Genomic DNA, 15393 nt, shown 5'->3' on the forward strand with positions numbered 1-15393 from the left:
GTTTCGGTGGACAACCGAGAAACGGTACGGCGAACAGCGTTTTGCACGGCAGGCAACGCCTGGCTTTCCAGTCTGGAGGGCCACGCCATGATCGTCGCCCTGCTAAACCAGAAAGGCGGCGTGGGCAAGACCACGCTCGCCACCCACATCGCCGGCGAACTGGCGCTGCGCGGCCAGCACGTCGTTCTGCTCGATGCCGACCCGCAGGGTTCATCGCTGGACTGGACGCAACGCAGAAGCCAGCAAGGCTTGCCACGGCTGTTCAGCGCCGTGGGCCTTGCCCGCGAGACGCTGCATCAGGAAGCGCCAGAATTCGCCAGGCGGGCCGATCACGTCGTCATTGATGGGCCACCTAGGATTGCCGCCTTGGCGCGCTCCGCGCTGCTGGCTGCTGAGCGCGTGCTGATCCCGGTGCAGCCCAGCCCCTACGACTTGTGGGCCAGCGCCGAGATGGTCGCGTTGATCCGCGAGGCGCAGGTGTTCCGGCCTGCGCTGCGCGCGGCTTTCGTCATCAACCGGCGCGTCAGCACCACCATCATCGGCCGCGAGGCGCGGCAATCGCTGGCCGAACAGCCGCTGCCTGCGCTGCACAGCGAAGTGCGCCAGCGCATCGTGTTCGCCGACAGCGTGGCCGCTGGCCGGCTCGCACGCGAGACAGCGCCCGGCAGCGCCGCCGCCCGCGAAATCACGGCCCTGGTGGACGAACTACTGCGGTGGCCGACATGACAGCCAAGCAGCCACCACGCGGCAAGCGCGTCGGCATCGGCGCACGTCCGCCCGCGAATCCGCACGCCGAGGCGTGGATTCGCCAGGGCGACGCCGATGCACTCAATAAAGGCGACCTCTACACTGCCCGCCTCACGCTCGACATTACGCCCGCCATGCGGGCGCGCATCAAGGTGTCGGCCTTCACGCGAGGCGTGACCGTGGCCGATCTGCTGCGCGGCCTGCTGGAGCGGGAGTTTCCGCCGGAGAGCACACCATGACCGCATCCGCTTTGCCTGCCGCGAACGCGGCACCGGCTACGCCGTTGCCTGCGCTTTCGACACTCGCCGGACAGGCCAGCATCGTGCCGCTGACGCGCGTTTCTCTGGTATACCTCGAACACCGCTTCAAGCTCTACCTGCGCTTCGGCGAACCTGCGCACACGCTGTGCCTGGACGACTGGTGGCGCTGCGCGGTATTCCTGCCGGGCGCGATGCTCTGCCGCATCCGCTGGCAGGCCAACGACTACGGCACGATTCGCTGGCAGCTCATGGTGATGCAGACTTGCACTCCACTGGACGCGGCGCAGCGCATCCCCGGCGTGCAGCCGGGCGCACGCTTGCTGCTGCACGCCGAAGGCGATGCCAATGTGCGCGCCATGCTGGAACGTATCGGCGGCATCGAGGCGCTGGGCATCGCTGCCATCGACGTGTCGCCCGCGTACTGGTGCACGCTGGGCAACCGCCTTGCGGCGCGCTTGGCGCTGCCCGAATACACCGCCGAGCGGCACGCCGCCTGGCTGGCCGGGAAGGTGTTGCTATGACTGCCCCAAGCAGCACGGCCAGCACCACAGGCACCGCGACGCGTCCTCGCTCGCGCCTGCGCGCTCGCATCGTCGTGGCGACACTGGCCGCGATCGGCTTCGCTGCGATGGCCTTGGCGGCTTTCGTGTCGCCGCTGCCGCGCCTGACCTACAACCCGTCCGACAGCGTGGCGGTCGGCTGGTATCGCATCGACCCGTTCGATCCGCGCACCGCCTCACTGCCACGTCCGTTGCCCGTGGACAGCATCGTGCTGGTGCCGCTGCCGGCCAGGGCCGCCTTGCTGGCTGCACAGCGCGGCTACCTGCCGACCCGCGTGCCGCTGCTTAAACGTGTGGGCGCAGTCGCGCCGCAACACGTCTGCATCGTTGCCGGTCAGGTACGGATTGACGGCGTGCCATCGGCCGCCGTTCTTCCGAACGACCGGTTGGGTCGGCCGCTGCCGTCCTTGCAGCTTTGCCGCCGTCTCGAACCGGGCGAACTGTTCCTGTTGAGCATGACCAATCCGGCATCGTTCGACAGCCGGTATTTCGGCCCGGTCAGCGCATCTGCCGTGATCGGCGTCGCGCGCCCGATCTGGCTGGAGTCACGCCCATGATGGTCGCCGATTCGCTGCACGTTGCCGTGCATCTCATCGTGCCATCGGGCGTGTCGTTCCGCTGGCTGCTGCAGTGTCGCCGCGCCTGCCGTGGTGGTGCATTCGCACTGCACAACGCGCTGCATCCGGCGCAGCCGTCCGACGTGCAGGCGTCTTGCCTCGAATACGCCGGGCCTGCGGCCATTGGCGCGTTCGCCGGCGGGCTGGCTGCAAGCAGTGCAGCGCTGCCGGGGCGCCGACGCCCGGAGCGACAGCGAAGGGCAAAGGCGGAAGGCAAGACAAAAGGACGCGGCACCGGGCCGCGTCGAAAGGCAGTCTGCACATGGGGGTGGTGCGGCACGGAGCGGCTTTGCCGCCGTGCCGCGTTCGGCGCGAAGGTCGCGCCAATACAGGCATGTCCGCGTGCTTCGCACGACCGGACACGCCAGAGCTTGCAGGGAGAACGGCGATGACCGACCGCCGCGACGACGATTTCCGCGTGCGCCCCAGCGCCCCTAAGAACCGGGGCAAAGGCCAGGGGCAGAGCTTCGTTTCCGAGGTGCTCAAGCAGGCCGGCAAGGCCAGCAGCGGCAAGTCCTCGATGCGCCATTCCGCAGCCGGTGGCAGCGGCGCACGCGCCGGCCAGCGCCCCGGCTCGCGCCTGGGGCGCGGCCACACAGCGGCGCGCTTCGCCGGGGCGAAGCTCACGCCCATGTCGCGGCGCGTGACCATCAAGACGCTGCTGGTCAATCACCAGCGGGCCAGCCCGCAATCGCTCGCCAAGCACCTGCGCTACGTCGAGCGCGACGGCGCGGGCCGCGATGGCGAACCGGGCCGGGCCTACGGGCCGCAGACCGCCGAAGACGACCTGGACGCCTTCAAGGAACGCTGCGCCGATGACCGGCACCATTTCCGCTTCATCGTCTCGCCCGAGGACGGGGCCGAACTGGACGACCTGCGCACCTACACCCGGCATCTGGTGGATCGCATGGAAGCCGACCTGGGCACGCGGCTGGATTGGGTGGCGGTGGATCACTGGAACACCGACAACCCGCACACCCACCTGATCGTGCGCGGGCGCGACGACACCGGCAAAGACCTCATCATCGCCGGCGACTACATTGCCCACGGCTTCCGCCATCGCGCCGCCGAACTGGCGACTGAATGGCTGGGGCCGCGCACCGAACTGGAGATCCAGCAGACCTTGGGGCGCGAGGTGGAACAGGAGCGGTGGACGAGCTTGGATCGCACCTTACAACGCGAGGCTGGCGAGGATGGCCGGGTGCATGTCGAACGGCTCAACGAACCCCGCTTGCAGCGCCAACGCCTGCTGCTGATCGGTCGCCTGCAACGCTTGCAGCGCCTGGGCCTGACCGACGAGGTGCAGCCCGGCGCCTGGGCCGTCCATACGGACGCGGAGAAGACGTTGCGCGCCTTGGGCGAGCGCGGGGACATCATCCGCACCATGCAGCGGGCCATGAGCGGCGAGCCGCGCGACCTGGCCGTGTTCGAGCCGGGCGAGAATGGCCGTACCCTCATCGGCCGTGTGGCCGCGAAGGGGCTGGCCGACGAGCTGCGCGACCGTGGCTATCTGGTCATCGACGGCGTGGATGGCAAGGCCCACTACGTCGCGCTGAACGCCCGCGACGAGCTGGCGAACTACCCCACCGGCGCGGTGGTGGAGGTGAAGAGGGCGGCCGACGTGCGCGCCGCCGATAAGAACATCGCCGCGCTGGCGAGCGATGGCCTGTACCGTGCCGACCATCACCTGGCCATCGAACAGGGCCGGGCCACGCCCGGACGCGACCCGCAGGAAGTCGTCGCTGCTCACGTCCGGCGGCTGGAAGCCCTGTGCCGGGCCGGCATCGTGGAGCGCGTGGCCGAAGGGCTATGGAAGGTGCCGGACGACCTGGCCGAGCGTGGCCGCCAGTACGACGCGCAGCGCCTGGGCGGCGTGGCGGTGGAACTTAAATCGCACCTGCCCATCGAGCGGCAGGCCCGCGTCATCGGTGCGACCTGGCTTGACCAGCAATTGATCGGTGGTGGCCGAGGGCTGGGCGACCGGGGCTTTGGCGGCGATGCTAAGCAAGCCATGCAGCAGCGTGCCGACTTTCTGGCCGAACAAGGGCTGGCCGAACGTCGCGGGCGGCGCGTGATCCTCGCCCGGAACCTGCTTGGGACACTGCGGAGTCGGGAGCTGGCACAGGCCGGGAAGGACATTGCTGCCGAAACCGGCCTGGAGCATCGCCTGGTGGCCGATGGCCAGCGCGTGGCCGGCATCTACCGGCGCTCCGTCATGCTGGCGAGCGGGCGTTACGCCATGCTCGATGACGGCATGGGGTTCAGCCTGGTGCCGTGGAGGCCAGTGATTGAGCCGCGCCTTGGGCAATCTCTTAGCGCCACCGTCCACAGCCATACCGCGTCTTGGCATCTTGGCCGAGAACCAGGAAGGTAGTTGAATCAGCTAGCCCAAGGTGAGGGACGTGCTACATGCAGCTCGGCTGGCCCTGACTTCGACGCTCTGCAGCCTCACCGACTTCTGGAATTCGGCGCAGACCAGCATGTTGGATGTAGGGCCCTTTGGCACGCTGATGCAAGACGCAGTGTGTTCCATTGCGATTGGCAGGATTTAGCGATTCTCCGTCAGTTGTTAATAACAATCATTCGCATTGAAAAAATACGATAGAGGTTCTACGGCTGCGCGTATCGAACACCCGGCCTGAAACGAACTCTGTCAGGGCAATGTCGTGGCTCGTGCACGTCTTTTCTATTTGTTTGGATTCCTATGCATCGCGTCGCTATTCGTCGGTGTGAAGCAATTGTCGTGGGGGCAGGCTTATACGCTGTCCGATGATGCTTGGCTAACACTGACAGTGAGTCGTATTCCACGCTTGGCAGCGCTCATTCTGACCGGAGTGGGACTGTCTATTTGCGGTGTGATTCTGCAGCAGATTGTTCGGAACAAATTTGTAGAGCCTGCGACGTCTGGTGGTTTGGACGCGGCGAAACTGGGAATTCTGCTCTCGTTGGTGTTGGCGCCAGGGCTGGGAACCATGGGCAAGATGCTGTTCGCGCTCTTGTTTTGCTTCTCGGCGAGCATGCTCTACGTCGCAATCATCCGGCGCATAAAGTTCAAGAACACGGTATTGGTTCCCGTCGTGGGGTTGATGTACGGCAGCGTCTTGAGTGCCGTCGCGGAGTTTTATGCCTATCGCCACAATATTGTGCAGAGCATGCAAGGCTGGCTATTGGGTGATTTCTCAAAGATCATCCAAGGCAATTACGAGATCATCTATTTAATCCTCCCCATCGTTGCGCTCACCTACCTGTTCGCACATCGTTTCACTGTAATGGGGATGGGGGAAGACGCAGCAACCAGCTTGGGCTTGAGCTATTCGCGGACTGCGGCATTGGGCTTGCTGCTGGTGGCCGTCACCGTCTCTGCCTGCGTCATTGCCGTAGGGGCCATTCCCTTCGTCGGTTTGGTGATCCCCAACCTGGTGGCGCTGCGCTGTGGAGAGAACCTACGCCGAACCCTGCCTATCGTGGCTCTGGCGGGTGCGTCACTTCTGCTTGTGTGCGACATCGTTGGCCGTCTTCTGATCTTTCCGTTTGAAGTGCCGATCGGCATGACGGCAGGCAGCCTGGGCGGCTTGCTGTTCCTTGTGCTCCTGCTGGGGAAACTCAAATGATGCGCATGGCCAACAGGTACGGGCTTTGGACGCTGGTCATCGCGGCTGCGTTGATCTTCATTTTTGTGCAATCGGGTTTCGATTTCGGCTATGTCATCCCTAAGCGGCTGAACCGCTTGGCGACCATCGTGATCGGTGGCATCTGTGTCGCGGTTTCCTCGATCATATTTCAGACCATCGCAGGCAACCGAATACTCACCCCCGCTGTAATGGGATACGAAGCGGTTTACCTGCTTCTTCAATCGTTGCTGATGCTGATCGTGGGCGGGCATGGGTTGATCGCCATTGGCCGCAACGAGGGCTTCTTTCTATCGATCGCCTTCATGTTGGCTTATTCGTGGGTCGTCCATCGCTATTTGTTCAGAGATGGCAAGCGCAACGTGTACTACCTGTTATTGCTTGGTCTGGTGCTGACCATGGTGTTCAGCACGATTATCCAGTTCGTCCAGCTCAAGATCAGCCCGGGGGACTTCGGCATCGTCCAAGGGTTTATCTACGCGTCGTTCAACAGGGCGCGGCCAGAGCAACTGGTCTATGCGGGGGTTCTGGTGGCCGCGATAGCCATTGTGTTGGCCAAGACGCTTCCTTCTTTGGACGTTCTAGCGCTTGGGCGCGAGCAATCCGCGTCACTGGGATTGGACTACAAGCGGAGCGTGAGGCTCTACCTGGCCCTCACTGCCGCTCTGGTGGCCATCTCCACCAGCCTGATTGGGCCGACAGCCTTTATGGGGATCTTCGTCGCCAACATTACGTACTCGTTGACCAGATCGACATGGCATCGCCTGACGCTACCAACCGGATGCGCGGTCGCGATCGGAATTTTCATAGTCGCCCAACTCCTGGTCGAGCACGTTTTCAATTACACAACCACCGTCAGCATCCTCGTCAACCTTGTTTGCGGGGCCTACTTCCTCATGCTGACGGTGCGTACGCGAGGTGGCGCATGATCGCGACAGAAGGCCTTTGCAAGGCATACAACGGCAACTGGGTGCTGTCCAAAGTCAGCACCCAGTTTCCTGCAGGAAAACTGACCTCTCTTATTGGCCCGAACGGCGCAGGGAAAAGCACCCTGTTGATGCTGGTCGCCCGTCTGCTGGAGCCCACCAGTGGCGCAATTAGGATCGGCGATAGGCCTGTGTCAGATTTCCGCCCGCGGGACTATGCAACACGTGTCGCTACGCTGCGTCAGGCACCTGATATCAACCTTCGCCTGACAGTCGAAGAGCTGGTGGCTTTCGGGCGTTTTCCCTATACCCGCGGCTCACTCGATGCCCGTGACCACAGCGAGATCGACCAAGCCTTGGCCTTTCTCTCTCTTGATGGGTTGAGAGAGCGCTACATCGATGAACTCAGTGGCGGCCAACGTCAGATGGCGTTCTTGGCGATGACGATTGCACAGCAGACCGACTGCCTGCTGCTCGATGAGCCGCTCAACAACCTGGACATGAAGCATTCCGTACAGATCATGCAGGCCCTTCGCCGTCTGTGTGACGAACGCGGCCGCACGGTGGTGATGGTGGTTCATGACATCAATTTCGCTGCCAACTATTCGGACCACATCGTGGCGATGAAGTCCGGGTCCGTTTGCTTCAGCGGCCGGGTTGCCGAGGTCATTTCAGAGGACAGACTACGAGAACTGTTCGAGTTGGATTTCGAAATCACGCGTACCGCTCGTGGGTGCGTGTGCAATTACTTCAAACCATCAGGAGAATCTAGATGAAGTGGAACAAAGGTAAGGAACGATGGGCGACAGCTCTGCTCTTGCTTTTGGTTGCCGCGTTGCAGGGCTGCGATCAGAAGCACGAGCAATCGGCGCACGGGGAAGCGCCGGCTGTGACAGCCCAGCAACAGGTGGTTGCTGATACAGACTCCATAACGGTCGTGCACGAATTGGGTACTGCCATTCTCAAGTCCAGGCCGACGCGCGTGGTTCCCTACGACATGAGCGTGCTCGACTCCCTCGACCAGCTTGGCATTCCGATCGTCGGCATGCCTAAGGACTATGTTCCTCGCTTCCTCTCGAAGTATCAGGACAACCCGGCGATCCAGGATGTGGGTTCGGTGTTGCAGCCGAATTTCGAGCAACTCCATGCGGTGAAGCCTGACCTGGTGTTGATTTCTCCTTTGGAAGCAGGCAGCTATCAGGAGCTTTCGCAGATCGCGCCAACGATCTACTTCGATGTGGATTACATGAATCAACACGGCGACTACATCGGGGGCGTCAAGAAGCAACTCATGACGTTGGGGCATGTGTTCGGGGTGGAAGACCAGGCGCGCAAGAAGAGTCTTGAAATCGATCAGAAGGTTGAAGAGGCACGCGCCACAATCAATGGTCGTCCCGAGAAGGCACTCATCGTGATGCACAACAACGGTGCCTTCACTGCCTTTGGCATTCAATCCCGATACGGATTCATCTTCGACACCCTCGGTGTCAAGCCTGCCAGCCAGCACATCGAACCTGGACTGCATGGTCAGCCGATCTCGAACGAGTTCATTCACGATGCTGATCCCGACATCCTCTACGTCGTCGATCGGACCGCCGCTCACGACCGCAAGCCGGTGGATCCCAAGGCGCTCGACAATCCGCTGTTGCGGCAGACAAAGGCATGGAAGACCGGCCATGTGGTCTTCGTGAATCCGGATGTTTGGTATCTCACCGGCGCCGGTGTCACTTCGCTGGAAATGCTCATCGATGAGGTCCTGAAGGGATACTCCGGCGGTTAGGGCTGCGTCTTCGCATTCTCTCCAGCGGCGCGGCAATACCCAGCGCCTACCACGCTGACGGCAACGAACGGGAGTTAGGTTCGCAAGTGCCGTTGCGTTTCTGAATTCGAGGAGTTTATTGAAATGGCTATTCATCGCCAGGGGCCCGCTTGCGCCCGGAAAAAGTACCGAAACCAAATGACGTGGCTCTGCGCGTTGTTCCTACCGACCGTGCTGCCTGCATATGCCGGGCCCATGGAAGCGGAGGAGCCCGCCTCGGCATCGTCGCAGTCCAAGGAGGACGGCAGAGGTGTCGCGGTCTTGCCCGCTGTGACGGTCTCCGCGCAGAGACCAGGCTCCGACACCGAAGGAACTGGCTCATACACCACCGGCACAACGAGAGCGGCGACCGGGCTGAGCCTTTCGCCAAGAGAAACCCCGCAGTCGGTTACCGTCGTGACGCGCCAACGCATGGACGATCAACAACTGAATTCAATCAAAGACGTGTTGGAGAATACGACCGGGATCAGCTCCACCACATTGGACACGGAGCGCGTTTCTTACTATTCGCGTGGTTTCAGTATCGACAGCTTCCAGTACGATGGCGTGCCCACGACATACATTCCCGGATCGTTCCTGCCAGGTGAGGGAGTGCTGGACACGGCCTTTTACGATCGGGTCGAGGTGGTACGTGGCGCCACTGGTCTGCTGCAAGGGGTCGGCGATCCGTCAGCCTCGGTCAACCTCGTTCGCAAGCGGCCTTTGCGTGAGTTCTCTCTGACTGGTTCGCTGGGGGCTGGTTCTTGGGACAACTATCGTGGAATGCTGGACGTATCCACGCCGCTTACCTCCACCGGCAATGTCCGCGCGCGGATGGTGGGTGCCTATCAGGATCGCAATTCCTTCCTCGACTATTACCAGCAGCGCCGGCAGGCCTTCTACGGTGTGGTCGAGGCAGATCTGACGTCGAGCACGACCCTGAGCCTGGGCCACGAATACCAGGACAGCGATCCCAAGGGGATTACCTGGGGTGGCCAGCCGCTGTTCTATTCCGATGGTTCGCGCACCGATTGGTCCCGGACCAAGAACACTGCGCCGCGTTGGAGCCATTGGGGCAATCGGATTAATACGACCTTCACGCGCTTGGAACATGAGTTCGATAACGGATGGAGCGTTCGCGCCAACGCGGAGCACCGACGTGTGGACAGCTCAAGCGAGCTGTTCTCGATGAATGGCTATCCAGATCGCGCCTCAGGGGAAGGCTTGTGGCCGATTGCCCTGGGAGGCCGCAGCAATAGCCGGCAGAACAATTTTGATGTTATGGCCTCTGGACCGTTTGCGTTGTTCGGGCGTGATCACGAACTGATGGTAGGTGCGTCAACGTCCCGGCTCCGTGCACATGACAACTCTGCTTTCATCTTCCCGACGGACCCTATCGGTAGCATCTACGACTGGAGTGGAAACTATCCAAAGCCGGATTTCGCCAGCTTCCCGCACGACGCATCCAGTACGACTATCAAGCAGAGCGGCCTCTATAGCGCGGCCCGCTTCTCGTTGGCTGATCCGCTCAAGCTGATTGTCGGTGCTCGGCTGAGCAACTATGAAATGGAGCGGGACAGCAGCAGGGGGGAGCCATTTCACTATAAGAAGGACAACAAGCTGATCCCGTACGCGGGGCTGGTCTATGACATTGACGACACGTACTCGGCATACGTCAGCTATACGGAAATCTTCAAGCCACAAACCGACCGTGACCGCAACGACAAGGTGTTGGGGCCGACCAAGGGCAAGAACACGGAAGTCGGCATCAAGGGGGATTATCTGGACGGTCGCCTGAACGCGTCCATCGCGATGTTTGAAGCTCGCCTTGACGGGGTGCCGCAGATCGACAGCGGCCATTTGCTGCCCGACGGCTCTCAAGCGTATTACGCCGCCAACGGCACCAAATCGCGAGGATTCGACATCGATGTCCAGGGCGAGATCATGCGTGATTGGAACCTTTACGCGGGCATTTCTCATTTCACTGCATCGCAAGGCGACGGCCAGCGCTTGAGCACGCAGATCCCTCGAACGACGGCGCGCCTGTTCACCACTTACCGGCTGCCGGGTGACTGGAATCGCTTGACGATCGGCGGTGGCGTGAACTGGCAGAGCCGCTTTTATGGGACGGCGACGGGACCTCAAGGGGAAGTCCAAGTTGGTCAGGCTTCTTATGCGCTTGCCACGGTGATGGCACGCTACGACGTCTCGAAAAGCACCAGCATCACGGCAAACATCAACAACCTGTTCGATCGCAAGTACTACACGATGACCGGCTTCTACAACCACTATCTGTATGGCGAACCTCGCAACTTCATGGTGAATATGACGTACAAGTTCGAGTGATCCGGATGCCCCTATTGCTCGTCGGCTTGCGTGATATCGGCGAAGTAGCGCGCAGGGGGCTTTCCGACCGCCTTCTTGAACATGGTAATGAAGGCGGTGACCGAGTCGTAGCCCAATTGGTCCGCTACTCGCTGCACCGTCTGCCCGGAGGAAAGCTGGCGCATGGCAACGATCAAGTGCAGTTGCTGACGCCAGCGGCCGAACGTCAGGCCTGTCTCCTGTTGGACGAGGCGGGCTAGCGAGCGTTCGCTCATGGCGACCAGCTTGGCCCAATCGGCAAGTGTCCTTCGATCCGCCGGATCGTCCGAGAGCATCTTCGCGATTTTGCGCATCCGCGGTTCGCTCGATGTTGGCAGGTATAGCTGCTCGACCGGCATTTGTGCGAGTTCCTCCAGAAGCACGACGGCCTTGCGTCCCACTCGGCTGTTTGGAAGGTATTCGGGAGCCTGGTCAGCCATGTGCAGCACCAACTCGCGCACCAGGGGAGTGATGGAGAGCGTGCAGCATTGGTCCGGCAATTGCGCTGCACCTGGTTGCACGAAGAGGTAACAAATCCGTGCGTTTGCGGTGGCGCGAACACTGTGGGGCATTTGTCCTGGAATCCACACGGCGCATCGCGGAGGGACCATCCAAATAGCATTAGGTACTTCGCAGGTCACGCCACCCTTCAGAGCAAGGACCAGTTGTCCTTGTCGATGTTGATGTACCGGGACTTCGCTCTTTTGCTCGGCGATGTCCACACGCATCCCCACTACCGGGCCGCGCACCTTGGTTTCGTCGAAGTTTTTCAACGATGGTTCTAGTGATATGGCCATTGGAATTACATTGGCTGAATTTAGCGATCTATTGTCATTCTAGCTAAATTCATATTTATGTCCAAGCGATAGATTGCGGTACTGGTTGTCTGTTTTTTGGAGTTATGAATGAGTAATCGTGATGCAGCCTTGGCGGTTGCCCGACCAGCTTTGCTGATAGCAGGGCTCCTTTTGATCGCGACGAACCTGCGTGCGCCAATTACGGGCGTTGCTCCCGTTCTGGAGACACTGCAGTCGGCGTTTGCGCTGTCGCCCGCGCAAGCGGGGCTCTTGACGACGCTACCGTTGCTAGCGTTCGGCATCATTTCCCCATTTGCCGCGATGTTCGCGAGGGAGTACGGCCTGGAGCGTTCACTGTTCGGGGCGCTGCTACTGATCGCTGCCGGCGTGGTCGTTCGATCTATTGGATCTGTGTGGACCCTGTATCTGGGCACGGCCACCATCGGTGCCGGCATTGCCGTGGGCAATGTACTGCTCCCAAGTTTGGTCAAACGCGATTTCCCGGCGAAAGTGCCCACCATCATGGGGGTCTGCTCCATTGCAATTGGCGGCGCAGCCGCGTTGGCATCCGCCAGTGCCGTTCCACTGGGAAATGCATTCGGATGGCAAGGTGCGCTTGGCGCCACGGCTGTCTTTCCGCTGGCTGCCGCCCTGGTGTGGACCAGCCAACTGAGCGGTCATACCGCGCCGGCCAAGGGAACCGCATCGGCTCCTCATGGTGGACGGGTATGGCATTCCCCGTTGGCGTGGCAGGTCACCTTGTTCATGGGCATCAATTCACTGGTGTACTACGTCCTGGTCGCGTGGCTACCGTCCGTTCTTACTTCCTCGGGAATTGCTCCAGAGGTCGCCGGCTCGCTTCACGGCGTCATGCAACTTGCTTCAGCCGTGCCTGGTCTCTTGCTTGGCCCCATTGTCAGTCGCATGCGGGATCAAAGGCTGGTCGCTGCCACCATGGGCGGGTTGATGACCGCGGCCCTTCTCGGATTTTGCGTGGCGCCGTCCTGGGCCTCCTTGTGGGCGTTCTGCTTCGGTCTGGGCTCCGGCGGCGGCGTATTGCTGGCGCTGATGTTCATGGGCCTGCGGGCTAACAGCGCCCATCAGGCCGCTTCGCTTTCAGGCATGGCCCAGTGTGTTGGCTACTTTCTGGCTGCATGCGGTCCGGCGCTTGCGGGAAAGTTCCACGACCTTACCGGTAGCTGGACCGCCGTGCTGTACATCGGCGCGGTCCTCTCGATCGTCATGGTGATCTTTGGTTTGCTCGCAGGTCGTTCTCGAACGATCGGGGGTGAGCATCCGACCGTTCGTCATTGATGTTTTCGTATACGCGGTCCGTGGCTATCTGAGGGCGGCCCGTGCTTTTGGAAATTGCAGGTTTGCGAGATAACGAAATGAGCAACAAGACGACCTTTCTGAATATCTCCAGCACCTCCGCTGATTGGCGTGGGCTGGCTCTTTCCAACTTCGGGCTCTCGCCGTTCGTGCTTGACGACATGCTGTTCGCCTCCGTTGAGGGCTTCATCCAAGGTATCAAGTTTGCGGAGAACGATCCGCGCCGTCTGCAGGCGTTTCAGTTGAGTGGATGGGAGGCCAAGCACCTCGGCGATCAAGCGGATCGCAGCGGCGCCTACTGGAGCGGCCAACGCTTGGCCTACGGATCGACGCAGCATCATCAACTTATTGAAGCGGCTATTCGGGCGCGAATCGATCAATCCATAGGATTGCAGAGGGCGCTGCTGTCCACGAATGGGCTGGAGCTGGTCCACGATACCGGGCGGGAAGAAGCATCGACGACATCTCTGCCAGCTACCGTTTTTTGTCGAATTCTGACTGCTATTCGGGAGGAACTGTTGCGTGCACGTTCGACAGTGCTGTGATTCCCCGACGTGCTCGGGTAGTCAATCATTCAAAGGAGCAAACTGGCTATGAACCTTAACCCTCAGGACTTCCTGGTGCATGACATTAGCCACCATCCAATGGTCGTCTTCAGGAACGACTCTGCAAGACCTGGCTACGCAAAGCAATGGGAGGTGGAAACTGTTTCTCTTATTGGGCAAGGGGCCCCCTTCGTCATTGTGTATGACCAGCTTCGGGGCGATGAAGATCACGAGGATCGCAAGCATAGGGCACTTTGGCTCAAGCAGAACAAGGCAGACATGAGCCGTGTGTGCAAAGGATTCATCAGCATTGAGCCTGACCCTGTGCGCCGAGAGGAGGCAAGGCAGATGGGGGCGATGCTGGCAAAAGCATTCGGCATCCAACATGAGGGAGTCGAAACGTGGGAGGAAGCTCGAAAGCTTGTCCACTTCTGGATCTCCGAGCCATGCTTAGGTAGTTAGTTTCCATGGACCTGCGGCACCTACGATGTTTTCTCGCCGTGGCCGAAGAGCTGCACTTTGCACGTGCAGCAGAACGGCTGCACATCGAGCAGTCGCCACTGTCGCGGGCGATCAAGGAGTTGGAAGAAGAACTGGGCGTCGTGCTGTTTGCCCGCACCACGCGCAGCACGCGGCTGACCCGTGCCGGAAAACTGTTCTTGGAGCATGTGCGTCGCGTGTTCTCCGCATTGGAGCAGGCACGCGACAGCGTGAAAGCCGCGGCCAATGGTTTTCATGGGCAGTTGCGCGTGGCCTTATCCGACGGTATTACACCGTCGCGCCTTCCTGCTTTGCTTGCACTCTGCCGTCAGGAAGAGCCCGAAGTTGAAATCCGCTTCTTCGAGGTTCCGCTCTCGCAGCAGATCAAGGGGTTACACGACGACCTATATGACGTTGGGTTTGCGCAGTCCGAAGATGTGGGCGATGGCATCGTCACCATGCCTGCTTGGAGCGATGCGCTCATGGTGGCGGTGCCCGCACGACATCCGCTGCTGGCCCACAAGCGCATTCCGCTGGACGAGTTGCTGCGTTATCCGCTGGTCTTGTGCGATCCGCAAGCGTGCGAAGGTCATGCAAAGCATGTCGAGCGCGTTCTGCGCCGGGCGGACATGGAGCCGCTTATCGCTGAACGAGTTGCAACGTGCGATCTGATGATGGCATTGGTATCGGCGGGCTTTGCACTCGGACTTACGGGCGAGACGCATATTGCCACGAGCCGTGAGTCGGGCGTGGTGGCTCGACCACTGGCTTCGCGCGTGCCGCCACTGACGACCTATCTGCTGCGTGTCGAAGGCGAGCCGTCCGATGAACTGGCGCACTTCATTGAGCGCGTGCAGGCCATCGAATCGCCGGACTTCCCTAGGCCTACGCTGGGTCGCGATGCTGATCCACCAGAGGTACTCAAGCCATGAGAAAGATCATCCCATACTTGCTGATGGCCGTGTTGACCGCCTGCGGCCAATCCGAGGCACCGCAGAAAGCCGCCGATTCGGTGGGAAACATCCCAACGGTGGAAGAACTGGCAGCCAATCCCGAACGGCTCAAAGAGTTGCGTCAGCAATGCAAGACCGATCGCCCCAAGCTGGGCGACATGCTCTGTAACCGAGTGGCCGAAGCCACGCGCAAGCGATTCTATGGCGATGGCAAGGTGCCTTATACGCCACCGGAGAATCCGCCCAAGCTCTGATCGTAGGCGAATCGCCACGAAACTTCCGACCTCTTGCTCGACACGCCGCAATGCGCCATCGCTTGCGGCGTTTTTTCTGCCTGCGCCCCTGCGCGAAATCTTGCTTTTTACTCGACCTTTCTTCCGATAAC

17 protein-coding genes are annotated in these 15393 nt (G+C 60.9%); 16 read left to right on the top strand and 1 reads right to left on the bottom strand.

What is annotated here, in order from left to right; all coding sequences use genetic code 11:
* The first annotated feature begins 87 nt into the window (after positions 1-87).
* From parA to fhuE, 11 genes are all read left to right on the top strand, one after another.
* Positions 88-726, top strand: a complete 639-nt coding sequence (gene parA, locus VQ067_RS06235) for a ParA family partition ATPase (RefSeq protein ID WP_042852628.1) — start codon at positions 88-90, stop codon at positions 724-726.
* Positions 723-986, top strand: coding sequence for a hypothetical protein (locus VQ067_RS06240; RefSeq protein WP_042852650.1), 264 nt, complete (start codon positions 723-725; stop codon positions 984-986). Before parA ends, VQ067_RS06240 begins: the two co-directional genes overlap by 4 nt.
* Positions 983-1528, top strand: coding sequence for a DUF2840 domain-containing protein (locus tag VQ067_RS06245; protein ID WP_042852629.1), 546 nt, complete (start codon positions 983-985; stop codon positions 1526-1528). The genes VQ067_RS06240 and VQ067_RS06245 overlap by 4 nt, the downstream gene beginning before the upstream one ends.
* The gene (locus VQ067_RS06250; RefSeq protein ID WP_042852630.1) at positions 1525-2124 is read left to right on the top strand and encodes a S26 family signal peptidase; all 600 of its coding nucleotides are present in this window, start codon (positions 1525-1527) and stop codon (positions 2122-2124) included. The genes VQ067_RS06245 and VQ067_RS06250 overlap by 4 nt, the downstream gene beginning before the upstream one ends.
* The gene (locus VQ067_RS06255; RefSeq protein ID WP_079383355.1) at positions 2121-2576 is read left to right on the top strand and encodes a hypothetical protein; all 456 of its coding nucleotides are present in this window, start codon (positions 2121-2123) and stop codon (positions 2574-2576) included. The genes VQ067_RS06250 and VQ067_RS06255 overlap by 4 nt, the downstream gene beginning before the upstream one ends.
* On the top strand, positions 2573-4558 hold the full coding sequence (locus tag VQ067_RS06260) for a relaxase/mobilization nuclease domain-containing protein (RefSeq protein ID WP_042852631.1): 1986 nt from the start codon (positions 2573-2575) through the stop codon (positions 4556-4558). Before VQ067_RS06255 ends, VQ067_RS06260 begins: the two co-directional genes overlap by 4 nt.
* Positions 4559-4850: 292 nt before the next feature.
* Positions 4851-5795, top strand: coding sequence for an ABC transporter permease (locus VQ067_RS06265; RefSeq protein WP_042852633.1), 945 nt, complete (start codon positions 4851-4853; stop codon positions 5793-5795).
* On the top strand, positions 5792-6742 hold the full coding sequence (locus VQ067_RS06270) for an iron chelate uptake ABC transporter family permease subunit (protein WP_042852634.1): 951 nt from the start codon (positions 5792-5794) through the stop codon (positions 6740-6742). The genes VQ067_RS06265 and VQ067_RS06270 overlap by 4 nt, the downstream gene beginning before the upstream one ends.
* Positions 6739-7515 (top strand): iron ABC transporter ATP-binding protein, encoded by a 777-nt coding sequence (locus VQ067_RS06275; protein ID WP_042852635.1) that lies wholly within the window; start codon positions 6739-6741, stop codon positions 7513-7515. Before VQ067_RS06270 ends, VQ067_RS06275 begins: the two co-directional genes overlap by 4 nt.
* Positions 7512-8519 (top strand): siderophore ABC transporter substrate-binding protein, encoded by a 1008-nt coding sequence (locus VQ067_RS06280; RefSeq protein WP_042852636.1) that lies wholly within the window; start codon positions 7512-7514, stop codon positions 8517-8519. Before VQ067_RS06275 ends, VQ067_RS06280 begins: the two co-directional genes overlap by 4 nt.
* Positions 8520-8642: 123 nt before the next feature.
* Positions 8643-10883, top strand: a complete 2241-nt coding sequence (fhuE, locus tag VQ067_RS06285) for a ferric-rhodotorulic acid/ferric-coprogen receptor FhuE (RefSeq protein ID WP_197668862.1) — start codon at positions 8643-8645, stop codon at positions 10881-10883.
* 11 nt (positions 10884-10894) lie between these two features.
* Here fhuE and VQ067_RS06290 read toward each other — a convergent pair whose 3' ends face one another.
* Positions 10895-11692 (bottom strand): AraC family transcriptional regulator, encoded by a 798-nt coding sequence (locus VQ067_RS06290; RefSeq protein WP_371032335.1) that lies wholly within the window; start codon positions 11690-11692, stop codon positions 10895-10897.
* 114 nt (positions 11693-11806) lie between these two features.
* Here VQ067_RS06290 and VQ067_RS06295 point away from each other — a divergent pair, with 114 nt between their 5' ends.
* The 5 genes from VQ067_RS06295 (at position 11807) to VQ067_RS06315 (ending at position 15262) form a co-directional block, all read left to right on the top strand.
* The gene (locus tag VQ067_RS06295) at positions 11807-13012 is read left to right on the top strand and encodes a CynX/NimT family MFS transporter (RefSeq protein WP_052156519.1); all 1206 of its coding nucleotides are present in this window, start codon (positions 11807-11809) and stop codon (positions 13010-13012) included.
* A 77-nt stretch (positions 13013-13089) separates the two neighbouring features.
* Positions 13090-13575: a hypothetical protein gene (locus VQ067_RS06300; RefSeq protein ID WP_042852638.1), complete on the top strand. Its 486-nt coding sequence runs from the start codon at positions 13090-13092 to the stop codon at positions 13573-13575.
* Between the two features lie 48 nt (positions 13576-13623).
* Positions 13624-14037 carry a hypothetical protein gene (locus VQ067_RS06305; protein WP_052156520.1) on the top strand — a complete coding sequence of 138 codons (414 nt, stop codon included), beginning with the start codon at positions 13624-13626 and terminating at the stop codon, positions 14035-14037.
* Between the two features lie 5 nt (positions 14038-14042).
* Positions 14043-14987, top strand: coding sequence for a LysR family transcriptional regulator (locus VQ067_RS06310; protein ID WP_042852639.1), 945 nt, complete (start codon positions 14043-14045; stop codon positions 14985-14987).
* Positions 14984-15262: an EexN family lipoprotein gene (locus VQ067_RS06315; RefSeq protein ID WP_042852640.1), complete on the top strand. Its 279-nt coding sequence runs from the start codon at positions 14984-14986 to the stop codon at positions 15260-15262. The genes VQ067_RS06310 and VQ067_RS06315 overlap by 4 nt, the downstream gene beginning before the upstream one ends.
* Positions 15263-15393: the final 131 nt, after the last annotated feature.

The organism is Pseudomonas sp. KBN12P06040, assembly GCF_037574965.1.
Lineage (GTDB): Bacteria > Pseudomonadota > Gammaproteobacteria > Pseudomonadales > Pseudomonadaceae > Pseudomonas > Pseudomonas aeruginosa.